Source organism: Pseudomonas sp. LBUM1669 (assembly GCF_059695705.1).
In genome coordinates, this window is record NZ_CP166784.1 from 6,212,490 (window position 1) to 6,226,641 (window position 14,152).

Below are 14,152 nucleotides of genomic sequence, written 5' to 3' on the forward strand. Positions count from 1 at the left end.
CATCACCGCGGTTAACCGGCCACACCGCGTCGCCCGGATCGCCAGCAAGCCGGCTCCTACAGAGTCCGCGTATTTCCTGTTACATCCACCCATACTCAGCCATCGACAACGGATCGCCGTCACCGATGATGAAATGGTCGAGCACCCGCACATCAACCAGTTCGAGCGCCTCTTGCAAGCGCTTAGTCAGCAGCCGATCGGCCTGACTGGGGTCCGGATTGCCCGACGGATGGTTATGGCAGAGGATCAACGCGGCGGCGTTGTGGGCCAATGCACGCTTGACCACCTGTCGCGGGTACACGCTGGTGTTGTCGATGGAGCCGCGAAACAGCACTTCAAACGCCAGCACCCGGTGTTTGGAATCCAGAAACAGGCAACCGAAGACCTCATGCGGCTCGTGACGCAGCATCGACTTCAGGTAGTCACGCACCGCCAAAGGACTCTCCATCACAGAATCCCGCCGCAACCGTTCTGCCAGATGCCGGCGGGCCATTTCCAGCACCGCCTGCAACTGCGCAAACTTTGCCGGCCCAAGTCCGAGCTCGCCGCTGAAGGTCCGAAGGTCGGCCTCAAGCAACGTGCGCAAGCTGCCAAACTGATTCAACAGGTGTCGCGCCAGATCTACCGCGCTTTTGCCGGATACGCCGGTTCGTAGAAAGATGGCCAGTAACTCGGCGTCTGAAAGACTCGCCGAACCCAACTCAAGTAACCTCTCCCGCGGCCGCTCGGCCGCCGGCCAATCGCGAATACTCATACCACCTCCTTGGTCTTTGGGCGCCGCTGTTCCATAGCGGTCGCTGTGATATCGTAGCCCATCTTTTTTGCGGGCGATTTCACTCCTGGGGAGGGGGTATCGCCACGCAGTCATCAACGAAATGAAAGGCAGACCTATGCAGCGGCTGTATCGGAAACGCATCGTTCTGGGCGTCGGCGGCGGTATTGCTGCCTACAAGAGCGCCGACCTGGTTCGCCGCCTGATCGACCAGGGTGCCGAAGTGCGCGTGGTCATGACCCGTGGCGGCAGCGAGTTCATCACGCCGTTGACCATGCAGGCCCTGTCCGGCCACCCGGTTAATCTTGACCTGCTGGACCCGGCGGCCGAAGCTGCCATGGGCCACATCGAGCTAGCCAAATGGGCCGACATGGTGCTGATCGCCCCCGCTACGGCGGACCTGATCGCCCGCCTGGCCCAAGGCATTGCTGACGATCTGCTGACCACGCTGGTGCTGGCCACCGATGCCGTGGTCGCCGTTGCGCCGGCGATGAACCAGGCCATGTGGCGCGACCCGGCGACCCAGGCCAACCTGCAAATCCTCGAAAGCCGCGACATCAAAGCCTTCGGCCCGGCCTCCGGCAGCCAGGCCTGCGGTGACGTCGGCCTGGGCCGCATGCTCGAAGCCGTCGAGCTCGCCCAATGCGCGGCGGACTGCTTCAAGCGCCACGCATTGACCGGCAAACACGTGCTGATCACCGCCGGCCCGACCCAGGAAAACATCGACCCGGTGCGCTACATCACCAACCACAGCTCCGGGAAAATGGGCTTTGCCCTGGCCGAAGCCGCGGTGGAAGCTGGCGCCCGCGTCACGCTGATCACCGGCCCGGTGCACCTGCCGACCCCGGATCGCGTCACCCGCATCGACGTGGTCAGCGCTCGCGACATGCTCGCGGCCTGCGAGGCCGCGATCCCTTGCGATCTGTTTATCGCCTCGGCAGCGGTCGCGGACTACCGCCCGGAAGTCGTCGCCCCACAGAAACTCAAGAAAGACCCTACGAACGGCGACGGCTTGTTGCTACAAATGGTGCGTAATCCAGACATCCTGGCCACCATCGCCACTCGCCCCGACCGTCCGTTCAGTGTCGGGTTCGCCGCCGAAACCGAACACCTGCTCGACTACGCTGCCCGCAAGCTGAAAGACAAGAATCTCGATTTGATCGTCGCCAACGACGTCGCCAACCCGAGCATTGGCTTCAACAGCGAAGAAAACGCCTGCAGCGTGATCGATCGCGAGCTACACGCCACACTTTTCGCCCAGACCAGCAAGAGCAAAATTGCTCGCCAGCTGATCACTTTTATCGCCGAACGTCTGAACCAGGTTTAATTTACATGCACGCTTTGCAAGCCAAGATCCTCGACCCCCGCATCGGTACCGAATTCCCGTTGCCGCAGTACGCCACGCCTGGCTCCGCCGGCCTCGACCTGCGCGCCATGCTGGAAAAAGACACCGTCATCAAGCCGGGCGAAACCCTGCTGATCCCGACCGGCCTGTCCGTTTACATTGGCGATCCAGGTTTGGCCGCGCTGATTCTGCCGCGCTCTGGCCTGGGGCATAAGCACGGTATCGTGCTGGGCAATCTGGTCGGTTTGATTGACTCGGATTACCAGGGTCCGCTGATGGTTTCGTGCTGGAACCGCGGCCAGACTGACTTCAACATAGTGGTCGGTGAGCGCCTGGCTCAACTGGTGCTGGTGCCGGTGGTTCAAGCGCACTTCGAGATGGTCGAAGAGTTCGTTGAAACCGAACGCGGTGCGGGTGGTTTCGGGCATTCCGGCAGCCACTGATCCGATAGATGCCTCCTTGTGGCGAGCGAGCTTGCTCGCGCTGGGCTGCGAAGCGGCCCCAGGATTCTGTGAGCGCTACGCACTCAAGCGGGAGCAAGCTCCCTCGCCACAGGTGGATTTCAAAGCAGAAATTGCACAGTCGTCATCTGCAAGGTTTAACACTGGAAATCAAGGCATTGGCCGTCCAGATGCTCAGTGAAACCGGTGTCATGGCCTTTTCGCACCACGAACTCTCTGTAGAAAACGCCGTCTTACCCTTCAGTTTGAGCCGGTCGAAGAGTTCTTCGCAGGCCTGTCCAGTCACTTTCGAGATGGAGCATTCCTACAGATGAGCACCCCAGCCCAAGTCGTACCCAAGTTCCCCGACAGCATCTTCCGCGCCTACGACATTCGCGGCACCGTCCCGGAATTCCTGAACGCTGAGACCGCTTACTGGCTCGGCCGCGCCATCGGTGCCCAAAGCCTGGCCCAGGACGAACCGAACGTTTCCGTTGGCCGCGACGGCCGCCTCTCCGGCCCTGAACTGGTCGAACAATTGATCAAGGGCCTGGCCGATAGCGGCTGCCACGTCAGCGACGTCGGCCTGGTGCCAACCCCGGCGCTGTACTACGCCGCCAACGTACTGGCAGGCAAATCCGGCGTCATGCTCACCGGCAGCCACAACCCATCGAACTACAACGGCTTCAAGATCGTCATCGCTGGCGATACCTTGGCCAACGAACAGATCCAGGCCCTGCACGACCGCCTCAAGACCAACAACCTGAGCAGTGGCAAGGGCAGCGTCACCCAGGTCGAGATCCTCGACCGCTACAACACCGAAATCGTCCAGGACATCAAACTGGCTCGTCGCCTGAAAGTCGTGGTCGACTGCGGCAACGGCGCGGCCGGCGTGATCGCCCCGCAATTGATCGAAGCGTTGAACTGCGAAGTCATCCCGCTGTTCTGCGACGTCGACGGCAACTTCCCGAACCACCACCCGGACCCGGGCAAGCCTGAAAACCTGGTGGACCTGATCGCCAAGGTCAAGGAAACCAACGCCGACCTCGGCCTGGCTTTCGACGGCGACGGCGACCGCGTTGGCGTAGTCACCAACACCGGCAGCATCGTCTACCCGGACCGCCTGCTGATGCTGTTCGCCCGCGATGTACTGGCGCGCAACGCGGACGCGGAGATCATCTTCGACGTGAAATGCACCCGCCGCCTGACACCGCTGATCAAGGAATACGGCGGCCGTCCGCTAATGTGGAAGACCGGTCACTCGTTGATCAAAAAGAAAATGAAACAAACCGGCGCGCTGTTGGCCGGCGAAATGAGCGGGCACATCTTCTTCAAGGAGCGCTGGTTCGGTTTTGACGACGGCATTTACAGCGCTGCGCGTCTGCTGGAGATCCTCAGCAAGGAAAAATCCACCGCGGAAGAGCTGTTTGCGACCTTCCCGAACGATATTTCTACGCCGGAAATCAATATCCATGTGACCGAAGAGAGCAAATTCAGCATCATTGATGCATTGCACGACGCGAAGTGGGGCGAAGGCGCCGACCTGACCACCATCGACGGCGTGCGAGTCGACTACGCCAAAGGCTGGGGCCTGGTGCGCGCGTCCAACACCACGCCGGTGCTGGTGCTGCGCTTCGAGGCCGATGACGAGGCTGAATTGCAACGCATCAAGGACGTTTTCAAAGTCCAGTTGAAGCGTGTTGCACCTGATCTCCAATTACCGTTTTGATCTTCTGAAGCACCCGGAGCCCTGAATGACCCTCGAACGCGAAGCCGCCGCCAACACCGCCAAGGTCCTGTCCGAAGCGCTGCCTTACATTCGCCGCTATGTCGGCAAGACGCTGGTGATCAAATACGGCGGCAACGCGATGGAAAGCGAGGAGCTGAAAACCGGCTTCGCACGCGACATCGTGCTGATGAAAGCGGTCGGCATCAACCCGGTGGTGGTTCACGGCGGCGGCCCGCAAATCGGCGACTTGCTCAAGCGTCTGTCGATCGAGAGCCACTTCATCGATGGCATGCGCGTGACTGACGCGCAAACCATGGACGTGGTGGAAATGGTCCTCGGCGGCCAGGTGAACAAGGACATCGTCAACCTGATCAACCGTCATGGCGGCAGCGCCATCGGCCTGACCGGGAAAGACGCCGAGCTGATTCGTGCGAAGAAGCTCACCGTGACCCGCCAGACGCCGGAGATGACCCAACCGGAAATCATCGACATTGGCCAGGTCGGCGAAGTGGTCGGGATCAACACCGACCTGCTGAACCTGCTGGTCAAAGGTGATTTCATCCCGGTGATCGCGCCCATCGGCGTCGGCGCCAACGGCGAGTCGTACAACATCAACGCTGACCTGGTGGCCGGCAAAGTCGCCGAAGCGCTGAAAGCTGAAAAGCTGATGCTGCTGACCAACATCGCCGGCCTGATGGACAAGTCGGGCACCGTCCTCACCGGCCTGACCACCCAGCAAGTCGACGACCTGATCGCCGACGGCACCATCTACGGCGGCATGCTGCCGAAGATCCGTTGCGCGCTGGAAGCGGTTCAGGGCGGCGTCGGCAGCTCGTTGATCATTGATGGTCGGGTGCCGAATGCGATTCTGCTGGAAATCTTCACCGATACCGGTGTGGGTACGTTGATCAGCAATCGCAAGCGTCACTGATTCAAGCACGGCAAAAGATCGCAGCCTTCGCCGGCAATACGGAAGTACGAATATTCTGTAAGAACTGACGAAGTCTGCGATCTTTTTTATGAGCGCCGGAAATATCCGACCTGACTCAGCGAAACGTCCGACATCGCGTAGAAAACAATCCGCCTAGGATCTTCCCTGTATCCACAGGAGAATGACCTCATGCAAAAAGATTACGTTCCATATGGCAGCGACGTTTCAGCAGGCACCTTTGAATGCGTGGACTGCGGACATCGGTATTCGAATCAGGCCAAAACCTCGATTCCGCCGTGCCCTCAGCGCCAGAAATCGGTGCACCTGCTTAATGGCTGGAAAGTTCTGACCGGCCAGGGCGACGCGGTGAAAGATCCGTATCCAAACAGATAAGCACAGCCGTTTCTTTTCCCGATAAAAAAAGGCCCTGTTCTCACAGGGCCTTTTCTTTAGACGCCGAACTTAGCCCTATAGGCTTCAACGGCTGGCAAATGCTGCTTGAGCTGCGGATCGTCAGCCAGGAATTCGAGCACTTGGTTCAGCGACACAATACTGATCACCGGAATGCCGAAATCACGCTCCACTTCCTGGATCGCCGACAACTCGCCGTTGCCACGCTCTTGACGGTTCAGGGCGATCAGTACGCCCTTGGCCTTGGCACCGTCCTGGGAAGCGATGATCTGCATCACTTCGCGGATCGCGGTGCCGGCGGTGATCACGTCGTCGATGATCAGCACATCGCCGGTCAACGGCGCGCCAACCAGACTGCCGCCTTCGCCGTGAGCCTTGGCTTCCTTGCGGTTGAAGCACCATGGCAGATCACGTTCGTGATGTTCGGCCAGGGCCACTGCGGTGGTCGCCGCCAAAGGGATGCCTTTGTACGCCGGACCAAACAATACATCGAACGAAATGCCGCTCTCGACGATGGCTGCCGCGTAGAAACGACCCAGCTGCGCAAGGGCCGAACCCGAGTTGAAAAGGCCGGCATTAAAGAAGTAAGGACTGGTGCGTCCGGACTTCAGGGTGAACTCGCCGAAGCGCAAAACGCCGCGATCGATGGCAAAACGAATGAAATCGCGCTGATACGCTTGCATGAAAAAAACCCCAAATACCACGGATTTAGCTAATTAGGTTGACGCCGTGTATCATACACGCACGCGATTTTTGGGGCCATTTATGCGGATCATCAGTGTGAACGTCAATGGTATTCAGGCTGCAGTGGAGCGAGGTTTGCTCAGTTGGCTGCAAGCACAGAATGCCGACGTCATCTGCCTGCAGGACACCCGCGCCTCCGCCTTTGAACTGGACGATCCAGCCTTCCAACTGGATGGCTACTTCCTTTATGCCTGCGAAGCCGAAGTTCCCGCCCAGGGTGGCGTGGCTTTGTATTCGCGGTTGCAACCGAAGGCAGTCATCAGCGGTCTCGGCTTCGAGACGGCCGACCGCTACGGGCGCTACCTGCAAGCCGATTTCGACAAGGTCAGCATCGCGACCTTGCTGCTCCCTTCGGGGCAGAACGGCGATGAAGACTTGAACCAGAAGTTCAAGCTAATGGACGACTTCGCCCGTTATCTGGATAAACAGCGACGCAAACGTCGCGAGTACATTTATTGTGGCTCGCTGTACGTGGCGCAACAGAAGCTAGATATCAAGAACTGGCGCGACAGCCAGCAATCCCCGGGCTTCCTGGCACCTGAACGTGCCTGGATGGACGAGATTGTCGGCAACATGGGCTATGTTGATGCCCTGCGTGAAGTCAGCCGTGAAGGCGACCAGTACAGCTGGTGGCCGGACAACGAACAGGCGGAAATGCTCAACCTCGGTTGGCGTTTCGACTACCAGTTGCTGACCCCTGGCCTGCGCCGCTTTGTTCGCAGCGCACGCCTGCCACGCCAGCCACGGTTCTCGCAACACGCACCACTGATCGTGGACTACGACTGGACGCTGACCATATAAGCGTCGTTTCGCAGATGCAAAAAAGCCGACATCGCTGTCGGCTTTTTTGTGTGCACTGTCTCGTCCTGAATAAGGTTTACACCTTCTGGCTTTTTATCAGGAAGGTGCAATGGATACGGGCGCAAAACGTAGTCAGCGCGATTACACGCTGACTTTTAAATTGTCGGTTGTCGACCAAGTAGAAAAAGGCGAGTTGAGTTATAAAGAGGCTCAGCGGCGTTATGGGATTCAAGGTCGGTCGACGGTGTTGGTCTGGTTACGCAAGCATGGTCGACAAGATTGGAGCCAAGGCGCCTCCATTCGTACGCAGAGGACTCGACCGATGGACGAGCCAACTTTGCCTTTGACCCCCGAGCAGAGAATCAAAGAGCTTGAGGAGCAACTGGCACTAGCAAATCAGAAAGCCAAATTCTTTGAAGATGTGGTTGATGTCCTGAAGAATGACTACGGCGTATCCATTGTAAAAAAGCGGCCCGGCAAGTCGTTGCGCAAACCCAAACCCTGAGTGTCAGCAGGGCTTGCCAGTTTATGGGGATCAGTCGCCAAGCCTTTTACAAGCGTGATCGCGTCTATCGGGCGCGAGTCGATCAAGATCAGAAACTCATCAAGTTTGTGCAGGCAATCCGAGTGCGCCAACCCTGCATTGGCGCACGCAAGCTCCAGTCATTGATGCACGCGGAGCATGAGAAACCTGAGTTGCATGTTGGCCGGGATCGCTTGTTTGAAGTGCTGCGCGAGCACCGGCAGTTGGTTCGCAGGAAACGGGCGTATCACAAGACGACCGACAGCCATCATCACTTTCGCTGCCATCCCAATCTGCTAAAGCCAGGCCCGCAGCAAGTCGTTGCAACCGGTCCGGAACAGGTCTGGGTGGCCGATATTACTTACCTGTCCACCCAGCGTGACGATCCGGTCTACCTGAGCCTGGTCACAGATGCCTTCTCAAGAAAAATTGTCGGTTATCACGTGCATGGCAGCCTGCATGCCGACTCGGTGGCCCAAGCCTTACGCATGGCGTTAAAGACACGTCGAACACGTCAGAAACTGGTCCATCACTCGGATCGAGGAGTCCAGTACTGCTCGGCGCTGTATCAAAAGCTCCACGCCAAGCATGGCATCACGTGTTCGATGACGGATGGCTACGACTGCTACCAAAACGCCTTGGCAGAGCGGGTCAACGGCATCTTGAAAACAGAACTATTACTCCACCGGCCGACAGACTTGGCGCAAGCGGAGCAAATGGTGCGAGAAGCGATCCTGATCTACAACCAGGAACGCCCGCACCTGTCCTTAAAATACAAAACGCCCGATGCGGTGCATCGGGCGTTGGGGTGAAACAGGTGTAAACCTATTTCAGGACTAGACACACCTCATTCCTGTAGGAGCGAGGCTTGCCCGCGAAGAACGAAAACGCGTTTTTCCTGACAGACCGATGCGCCTCAATTCGCGGGCAAGCCTCGCTCCTACAGGACAGCGGTGACTACTTGATCAACCGCCAGGTGAACGGATACCGATACGGCACCCCTTCGTTGGCTTTCACGCCACCGATGATCGTCAGCACTAACGCACCAATCGCCACCAGACCCAACAGAAAGAACCCGACGATCACCACCATCAGCAAGAAGCAGATGGCAGAGGCAATGGCGACGGTGATCTGAAAGTTCAGCGCCTCCTTGCCCTGGGCATCGACAAACGGGTCCATCTCGCGCTTCATCTGCCAGAGAATCAGCGGGCCGATCAACGTACCGAACGGAATCCAGATCCCCAGCAAGGCGGACAAGTGACAAAACATGGCCCACTGCCGAACTTCTTTGCTCGGGATGGGAAGTAGTTGCTGCTCGTCACTCATGGTGTCCTCCTTGCGTGGAACATTCGATCAGTCGGCCAGTGCGGCCTTTTGCAGTTCGAAGATCTCGGTCATGCCTTTCTTCGCCAGTTCAAGCATAGCGTTCAGCTCTTCCGGCTGGAACGGCGCGCCTTCGGCAGTGCCCTGGACTTCGATGAAGCCGCCGGTGCTGGTCATCACCACGTTCAGGTCAGTCTCGGCAGCCGAGTCTTCCAGGTAATCGAGGTCGAGCACAGGCTCGCCCTGGTACATGCCCACCGAAACGGCAGCGATCATTTGCTTGAGCGGGTCGCCGCCTTTCAGGCCGCCGCGCTTCTTGATCACTTTCAAGGCATCGACCAGCGCAACCATGGCGCCGGTGATGGACGCGGTGCGGGTGCCACCGTCAGCCTGGATCACGTCGCAGTCGACGTACAGGGTGACGTCGCCCAGCTTGGACATGTCCAGCGAAGCACGCAGGGAACGACCGATCAGACGCTGGATTTCCAGGGTGCGGCCGCCTTGCTTGCCACGGCTCGCTTCACGCTGGTTACGCTCGCCGGTGGCGCGCGGCAGCATGCCGTATTCGGCGGTCAACCAGCCTTGGCCCTGCCCCTTAAGGAAACGCGGCACGCCGTTCTCGACGCTGACGGTGCAGATGACTTTGGTATCACCGAACTCGACCAGTACAGATCCCTCGGCGTGTTTGGTGTAGTTGCGGGTAATGCGGATCGAGCGGAGCTGATCGGCAGCGCGACCACTTGGACGTTTCATAGGGAATACCTGTACGGAGGACGGAAAACTGCCGAGCATTATAGAGCCGCGCGCCAGGAGTGGGCACTTCTAAAAAATCCGTCCGACGATTGAAGGCGCTGACTAGAGCGTAGAACAGCGCTTTACCGACGGCCTGCAGCCCTTTGTCACACCGTGTGTTTGGGCGCATCCGCCCCACTGCGCTACAATCCTGCGCCTTTGCTGCCTGTCGGCTTTAATTCACAGATATCGGGTCTCGCGAAACCTTTGGTAACGCAAACCTGAATTGCGAGGTACCTCCATGGTGCACAGCATGACCGCCTTCGCCCGCGTTGAAAAAGCTGGCGCCCAAGGCACCCTGAGCTGGGAATTGCGCTCGGTCAACAGCCGCTACCTGGAACCCCACCTGCGCCTGCCGGAGTCGTTTCGCGACCTCGAAGGTGCGGTCCGCGAAGCGCTGCGCCAGGGGATATCCCGGGGCAAGCTCGAATGCACCCTGCGCTTCACCGAAGAAAACACTGACAAACCCCTGCAAGTGGATCGCGAACGCGCTGCGCAATTGGTCGCTGCCGCCGAAACCATCGCCAGCCTGATCAAAAATCCGGCCGCACTCAACCCGCTGGAAGTGCTTGCCTGGCACGGCGTGCTGGTGGGCGACGCCACTGACCCGCAAGCCTTGAATGCCGAAGCACTGACGCTGTTCAACGAAGGTTTGAAAGAACTCAAGGCCGGCCGCGAGCGTGAAGGGGCGGAGCTGGCCCGGTTGATCAACGATCGCCTGACCTCCATTGAAGAAGACGTCGTGACACTGCGTGAATTGGTACCGCAGATGCTCGCCACCCAGCGCCAGAAAGTCCTCGACCGCTTTGCCGACATGAAAGCCGAGATGGACCCACAGCGCCTGGAACAGGAAATGGTCATGCTCGCGCAAAAGAGCGACGTCGCCGAAGAACTGGATCGCCTGAGCACTCACATCATTGAAGTTCGCCGGGTGCTCAAGTCCGGCGGCGCTGCCGGTCGGCGCCTGGACTTCCTGATGCAGGAACTCAACCGCGAAGCCAATACACTGGGCTCCAAAGCCTTCGATCCGCGCAGCACCCAGGCGGCGGTCAACCTCAAAGTGTTGATCGAGCAGATGCGCGAACAAGTGCAGAATATTGAGTAAGGCAAACCCGACATGACCCACAGCACCGGCACCCTGTACATCATTTCCGCCCCTTCGGGCGCGGGCAAGAGCAGCCTGGTCAAGGCCCTGACCGACGCGGATCAGGAGATCCGCGTCTCGGTCTCCCACACCACCCGCGCCATGCGCCCCGGTGAAGTGAACGGCTTGAACTATCACTTCGTCGAACGCGGCGAGTTCGTGAAGATGATCGAGCACGGGGATTTCCTTGAGCGCGCCGAAGTGTTCGGCAACCTTTACGGCACTTCGCAAAGCCACCTGCAGCAGACCCTGGATGAAGGCCACGACCTGATTCTGGAAATCGACTGGCAGGGTGCCGAGCAAGTGCGCAAGTTGATGCCCCAGGCCCGCTCGATCTTCATTCTGCCGCCGTCGCTGCAAGCCTTGCATCAGCGCCTGAACAATCGCGGCCAGGACAGTGACGAGGTCATTGAAGGCCGGATGCGCGAAGCCGTCAGCGAAATGAGCCACTACGTCGACTACGACTACCTGATCATCAATGACGATTTCGCCCATGCGCTGAAGGATTTGCAGGCGATTTTCCGTGCCAATCAGCTGCATCAGAAGCGTCAGCAGCAGCGTAACGGAAAACTTTTGGCTGAATTGCTCGGCTAAACAGCGCTTCCCAAAACCGCTGCAAGGGCTTTACATTGGCACTTGCAGCGCGTTGAAGGGCTTGGTCAAAAAATCAGCGCTTCCCTAATCGCTGGTGATTTTTTAAACTGTTCAGTCCGCTCGCCCACCCGGGCAGCGCGCATATTGCATTCGCTCCGAGGAATACCATGGCCCGCGTAACCGTTGAAGACTGCCTGAACCACGTGGAAAACCGTTTTGAACTGGTCATGCTGTCCACCAAGCGTGCCCGTCAACTGGCCACCGGCGGCAAAGAGCCACTGGTACAGTGGGAAAACGACAAGCCTACCGTTGTAGCCTTGCGTGAAATCGCCGAAGGCCTGATGAGCTACGAGTTCATCGCCAATGCTGAAATCGTCGAAGACGAACCGCTGTTCGCAGCGTTCGAGGACGAGTCCAACGAGGCCGTCTAAGCCTATGCCTGGTCGACGTAGCACGGCGCGGGGTCACAGCGAACGGCAGGAGTTATCATGCCGAGCATAGACGCCCTCGCCGATCGCTTATCGACCTACCTCGGCAAGGACCAGGTCAACCTGGTCCGCCGAGCGTACTTCTACGCCGAACAAGCCCACGACGGCCAACGCCGCCGCAGCGGTGAGGCGTATGTCACGCATCCTCTTGCGGTGGCGAATATTCTTGCCGACATGCACATGGACCATCAGAGCCTGATGGCGGCGATGCTGCATGACGTGATCGAAGACACCGGTATTGCCAAGGAAGCGCTGCAAGCGCAGTTCGGCGAAACCGTGGCCGAACTGGTCGACGGGGTCAGCAAACTGACCCAGATGAACTTCGAGACCAAGGCCGAAGCACAAGCCGAAAACTTCCAGAAAATGGCCATGGCCATGGCGCGCGACATTCGCGTGATCCTGGTCAAGCTCGCCGACCGCCTGCACAACATGCGCACGCTGGAAGTGCTGTCCGGCGAAAAACGCCGACGGATCGCCAAGGAAACCCTGGAAATCTATGCGCCCATCGCCAACCGGCTGGGCATGCACGCCATCCGCATAGAATTCGAAGACCTCGGCTTCAAGGCGATGCACCCGATGCGTTCCGCGCGAATCAACCAGGCGGTCAAACGCGCCCGGGGCAACCGCAAGGAAATCGTCAACAAGATCGAAGAGTCCCTCAGCCACTGCCTGGCCATCGATGGCATCCAGGGCGAGGTCAGCGGTCGTCAGAAACACCTCTACGGCATCTACAAGAAAATGCGTGGCAAGCGTCGGGCCTTCAACGAGATCATGGACGTCTACGCGTTCCGGATCATCGTCGACAAGGTCGATACCTGCTACCGCGTGCTGGGTGCTGTGCATAATTTGTACAAACCGTTGCCGGGGCGCTTCAAGGATTACATCGCGATTCCCAAGGCCAACGGTTATCAGTCGCTGCACACCACGCTGTTCGGCATGCACGGCGTTCCGATCGAGATCCAGATCCGCACCCGTGAAATGGAAGAGATGGCCAACAATGGCATCGCCGCCCATTGGCTGTACAAATCCAGCGGCGACGAGCAGCCAAAAGGCACTCACGCCCGTGCTCGCCAGTGGGTCAAAGGCGTGCTGGAAATGCAGCAACGCGCCGGCAACTCGCTGGAATTCATCGAGAGCGTGAAAATCGACCTGTTCCCGGACGAGGTCTACGTGTTCACGCCCAAAGGCCGGATCATGGAGCTGCCCAAAGGCTCCACGGCGGTCGACTTCGCTTACGCGGTGCACACCGACGTGGGCAACAGCTGCATTGCCTGCCGGATCAATCGCCGCCTCGCACCGCTGTCCGAACCGCTGCAAAGCGGCTCCACGGTCGAGATCGTCAGTGCTCCCGGCGCGCGGCCGAACCCGGCGTGGCTCAACTTCGTGGTCACCGGCAAGGCGCGGACCCACATCCGCCATGCGCTGAAACTGCAACGCCGCTCCGAGTCCATCAGCCTCGGCGAGCGCCTGCTGAACAAAGTGCTCAACGGTTTCGACAGCTCGCTGGAAAAAGTAGCAGCTGATCGCGTCAAGGCGATGCTCGCCGAATACCGTCTCGAACTGATCGAAGACTTGCTGGAAGACATCGGCCTGGGCAATCGCATGGCCTACGTGGTCGCCCGCCGCCTGCTCGGCGAAGGCGAACAGCTGCCAAGCCCGGAAGGCCCGCTGGCGATTCGCGGCACCGAAGGTCTGGTCCTCAGCTACGCCAAGTGCTGCACACCGATCCCGGGCGACCCGATTGTCGGTCACTTGTCCGCCGGCAAAGGCATGGTCGTGCACCTGGACAACTGCCGCAACATCAGCGAAATCCGTCACAACCCGGAAAAATGCATCCAGCTCTCGTGGGCCAAGGATGTCACCGGCGAATTCAACGTCGAGCTGCGCGTCGAACTGGAACACCAGCGCGGCCTGATCGCCCTACTGGCCAGCAGCGTCAACGCGGCCGACGGCAATATCGAGAAAATCAGCATGGACGAACGCGATGGTCGCATCAGCGTGGTCCAACTGGTGGTCAGCGTGCACGACCGTGTGCACCTGGCCCGCGTGATCAAGAAACTGCGCGCGTTGACCGGGGTGATTCGCATCACCCGCATGCGCGCTTAAGCCCACTAT

The 14,152-nt window shown here is 59.1% G+C and carries 14 protein-coding genes and 1 pseudogene; 11 read left to right on the top strand and 4 right to left on the bottom strand.

The genetic code is table 11. From position 1 onward, the window contains the following. Positions 1 to 79 precede the first annotated feature (79 nt). The gene (radC, locus tag ACA051_RS28940; protein WP_497306408.1) at positions 80 to 754 is read right to left on the bottom strand and encodes a RadC family protein; all 675 of its coding nucleotides are present in this window, start codon (positions 752 to 754) and stop codon (positions 80 to 82) included. Between the two features lie 136 nt (positions 755 to 890). Between radC and coaBC the strand changes: the two genes are divergently transcribed. From coaBC to ACA051_RS28965, 5 genes and pseudogenes are all read left to right on the top strand, one after another. Then, positions 891 to 2,099, top strand: coding sequence for a bifunctional phosphopantothenoylcysteine decarboxylase/phosphopantothenate--cysteine ligase CoaBC (gene coaBC / locus ACA051_RS28945; protein WP_497310679.1), 1,209 nt, complete (start codon positions 891 to 893; stop codon positions 2,097 to 2,099). 5 nt (positions 2,100 to 2,104) lie between these two features. Continuing rightward, positions 2,105 to 2,560: a dUTP diphosphatase gene (gene dut / locus ACA051_RS28950; protein WP_497306410.1), complete on the top strand. Its 456-nt coding sequence runs from the start codon at positions 2,105 to 2,107 to the stop codon at positions 2,558 to 2,560. A 352-nt stretch (positions 2,561 to 2,912) separates the two neighbouring features. Further along, positions 2,913 to 4,286 (top strand): annotated as a pseudogene (locus ACA051_RS28955) (phosphomannomutase/phosphoglucomutase); the annotation flags it as partial. Positions 4,287 to 4,311: 25 nt separating this feature from the next. Then, on the top strand, positions 4,312 to 5,217 hold the full coding sequence (argB, locus tag ACA051_RS28960; RefSeq protein WP_008007602.1) for an acetylglutamate kinase: 906 nt from the start codon (positions 4,312 to 4,314) through the stop codon (positions 5,215 to 5,217). A gap of 189 nt (positions 5,218 to 5,406) precedes the next feature. Then, positions 5,407 to 5,610 (top strand): zinc ribbon-containing protein, encoded by a 204-nt coding sequence (locus tag ACA051_RS28965; protein WP_219094640.1) that lies wholly within the window; start codon positions 5,407 to 5,409, stop codon positions 5,608 to 5,610. A gap of 56 nt (positions 5,611 to 5,666) precedes the next feature. Here ACA051_RS28965 and pyrE read toward each other — a convergent pair whose 3' ends face one another. Then, entirely contained in the window at positions 5,667 to 6,311 is a 645-nt protein-coding gene (pyrE, locus tag ACA051_RS28970; RefSeq protein ID WP_497306412.1) for an orotate phosphoribosyltransferase, read from the bottom strand. An 82-nt stretch (positions 6,312 to 6,393) separates the two neighbouring features. Here pyrE and crc point away from each other — a divergent pair, with 82 nt between their 5' ends. Together crc and ACA051_RS28980 are read left to right on the top strand one after the other, a co-directional pair. After that, a complete protein-coding gene (crc, locus tag ACA051_RS28975) occupies positions 6,394 to 7,173 on the top strand; it encodes a catabolite repression control protein Crc (protein ID WP_007934608.1) in 780 nt (259 codons plus the stop codon). A gap of 109 nt (positions 7,174 to 7,282) precedes the next feature. Continuing rightward, positions 7,283 to 8,508, top strand: a protein-coding gene (locus tag ACA051_RS28980; protein WP_497303223.1) for an IS3 family transposase whose coding sequence is annotated in 2 segments (ribosomal slippage) — positions 7,283 to 7,634 and positions 7,634 to 8,508 — 1,227 coding nt in all. Because the reading frame shifts where the segments join, the coding sequence is not laid out codon by codon here. A gap of 145 nt (positions 8,509 to 8,653) precedes the next feature. Here the strand turns inward: ACA051_RS28980 and ACA051_RS28985 are convergent. Next, positions 8,654 to 9,022, bottom strand: coding sequence for a DUF4870 domain-containing protein (locus tag ACA051_RS28985; RefSeq protein ID WP_094469980.1), 369 nt, complete (start codon positions 9,020 to 9,022; stop codon positions 8,654 to 8,656). A gap of 27 nt (positions 9,023 to 9,049) precedes the next feature. Beyond that, entirely contained in the window at positions 9,050 to 9,772 is a 723-nt protein-coding gene (gene rph / locus ACA051_RS28990; RefSeq protein ID WP_010465211.1) for a ribonuclease PH, read from the bottom strand. A 280-nt stretch (positions 9,773 to 10,052) separates the two neighbouring features. Here rph and ACA051_RS28995 point away from each other — a divergent pair, with 280 nt between their 5' ends. From ACA051_RS28995 to spoT, 4 genes are all read left to right on the top strand, one after another. Next, on the top strand, positions 10,053 to 10,916 hold the full coding sequence (locus ACA051_RS28995) for a YicC/YloC family endoribonuclease (protein WP_497306414.1): 864 nt from the start codon (positions 10,053 to 10,055) through the stop codon (positions 10,914 to 10,916). 12 nt (positions 10,917 to 10,928) lie between these two features. Next, positions 10,929 to 11,549: a guanylate kinase gene (gene gmk / locus ACA051_RS29000; protein WP_497372849.1), complete on the top strand. Its 621-nt coding sequence runs from the start codon at positions 10,929 to 10,931 to the stop codon at positions 11,547 to 11,549. A 167-nt stretch (positions 11,550 to 11,716) separates the two neighbouring features. After that, on the top strand, positions 11,717 to 11,980 hold the full coding sequence (gene rpoZ / locus ACA051_RS29005) for a DNA-directed RNA polymerase subunit omega (protein ID WP_007894670.1): 264 nt from the start codon (positions 11,717 to 11,719) through the stop codon (positions 11,978 to 11,980). A 57-nt stretch (positions 11,981 to 12,037) separates the two neighbouring features. Continuing rightward, on the top strand, positions 12,038 to 14,143 hold the full coding sequence (gene spoT, locus ACA051_RS29010) for a bifunctional GTP diphosphokinase/guanosine-3',5'-bis pyrophosphate 3'-pyrophosphohydrolase (protein ID WP_403099825.1): 2,106 nt from the start codon (positions 12,038 to 12,040) through the stop codon (positions 14,141 to 14,143). Positions 14,144 to 14,152: the final 9 nt, after the last annotated feature.

Bases quoted from the DNA above. Each gene is read 5' to 3' on its own strand.
- gmk (WP_497372849.1), top strand. From the start codon at position 10,929: ATGACCCACAGCACCGGCACCCTGTACATCATTTCCGCCCCTTCGGGC.
- crc (WP_007934608.1), top strand. From the start codon at position 6,394: ATGCGGATCATCAGTGTGAACGTCAATGGTATTCAGGCTGCAGTGGAG.
- pyrE (WP_497306412.1), bottom strand. From the start codon at position 6,311: ATGCAAGCGTATCAGCGCGATTTCATTCGTTTTGCCATCGATCGCGGC.
- dut (WP_497306410.1), top strand. From the start codon at position 2,105: ATGCACGCTTTGCAAGCCAAGATCCTCGACCCCCGCATCGGTACCGAA.
- argB (WP_008007602.1), top strand. From the start codon at position 4,312: ATGACCCTCGAACGCGAAGCCGCCGCCAACACCGCCAAGGTCCTGTCC.
- coaBC (WP_497310679.1), top strand. From the start codon at position 891: ATGCAGCGGCTGTATCGGAAACGCATCGTTCTGGGCGTCGGCGGCGGT.
- rpoZ (WP_007894670.1), top strand. From the start codon at position 11,717: ATGGCCCGCGTAACCGTTGAAGACTGCCTGAACCACGTGGAAAACCGT.
- ACA051_RS28985 (WP_094469980.1), bottom strand. From the start codon at position 9,022: ATGAGTGACGAGCAGCAACTACTTCCCATCCCGAGCAAAGAAGTTCGG.
- spoT (WP_403099825.1), top strand. From the start codon at position 12,038: ATGCCGAGCATAGACGCCCTCGCCGATCGCTTATCGACCTACCTCGGC.
- ACA051_RS28995 (WP_497306414.1), top strand. From the start codon at position 10,053: ATGGTGCACAGCATGACCGCCTTCGCCCGCGTTGAAAAAGCTGGCGCC.
- rph (WP_010465211.1), bottom strand. From the start codon at position 9,772: ATGAAACGTCCAAGTGGTCGCGCTGCCGATCAGCTCCGCTCGATCCGC.
- radC (WP_497306408.1), bottom strand. From the start codon at position 754: ATGAGTATTCGCGATTGGCCGGCGGCCGAGCGGCCGCGGGAGAGGTTA.
- ACA051_RS28965 (WP_219094640.1), top strand. From the start codon at position 5,407: ATGCAAAAAGATTACGTTCCATATGGCAGCGACGTTTCAGCAGGCACC.